This window comes from Mesorhizobium sp. M7A.F.Ca.CA.002.15.2.1 (assembly GCF_003998715.1).
In the GTDB taxonomy this organism is placed as follows: Bacteria; Pseudomonadota; Alphaproteobacteria; order Rhizobiales; family Rhizobiaceae; genus Mesorhizobium; species Mesorhizobium ciceri.
Window position 1 is genome coordinate 1 of record NZ_RZPI01001089.1, and the last position, 1,042, is coordinate 1,042.

A 1,042-nucleotide genomic window follows, 5' to 3' on the forward strand; every position below is an offset into this window, starting at 1 on the left:
GGCCAGACCTTCGTCATCGCCACCTCGGGCATCGATCTGTCGTTGGCGGCAGCCGTCATGCTCGGCGCCATCATCCTCGGCCTCGTCAATGCCGCCGGCTACGGCATCTTCATCGCCTGCGTGCTCGCGGTTCTCGCCACCAGCGCGGTGGGCTTCCTCAACGGGCTGATCATCACGGCAGGCAAAATCCCCGATTTCGTGGTGACGCTCGGCACGCTGTCGGGCATCACTGGCCTTGGCCTCATCCTGTCGGGCGGTGAACCGACCATGGTCGGCTCGACCTTCCTGCTCAGGCTCGCTTCCGGCTCGTTCGGACCGTTCAGCTATCCCGTATGGGTGGCGATCGCAGCCGTCATCGTCGCCCATATCGCGCTCTACCACACGCGTTTCGGCGTGCATCTGCTTGCCACCGGGGGCCAGGCCGAAAGTGCCGGCGCGCTCGGCATCCGCACCAACCGGGTCAAGATCGCCGCCTATACGATTTCCGGTCTCTGCGCCGGTGTCGCGGCCATTCTCCTGGTCGCCCGCATCGGCTCGGCCGAACCGCAGATCAACACCAGCCTGCTCTTGAATTCGGTGGCGGCGGTGGTGCTGGGCGGCGTCAGCCTGTTCGGCGGCCGCGCCAGCATTCTTGGGCCCGCCATCGGCGCGCTGATGCTCACGGCACTCGTCAATGGCCTGACCTTGCTCAATGTGTCGGCTTTCTACCAACCGCTTGCCGTGGGAGCCATCGTGGTGCTGGCGGCGCTGATCATGCGGTATCAGAAATGAGCGCTCCCCATCACATCCCCGCCGCTGAGGCGATCATCGCCTGCGAAGGGCTGAGCAAGCATTTCGGCGGCATCCGCGCCTTCACCGACGTCGCCTTCCAGGCCCGCCGCGGCGAGGTCACCGCCGTGATCGGCGACAATGGCGCCGGCAAGTCGACGCTGGTCCGCAGCCTGGTCGGCGTGCATCAGCCCGACGCCGGCGATCTGTTCTTCGACGGCCGGGCGCGGCCCTTCGCCAATCCCGACGAGGCGCGCAAGGCCGGCATCGAGAC

2 protein-coding genes are annotated in these 1,042 nt (G+C 66.8%); both read left to right on the forward strand.

The annotated features are described in order from the left end of the window. Window positions 1–771 (forward strand): ABC transporter permease (locus tag ENZ74_RS32830; protein ID WP_164761445.1); only part of this gene is annotated, 771 nt, incomplete at its 5' end. After that, window positions 768–1,042 (forward strand): ATP-binding cassette domain-containing protein (locus ENZ74_RS32835; protein WP_127313338.1); only part of this gene is annotated, 275 nt, incomplete at its 3' end. The genes ENZ74_RS32830 and ENZ74_RS32835, both read left to right, overlap by 4 nt.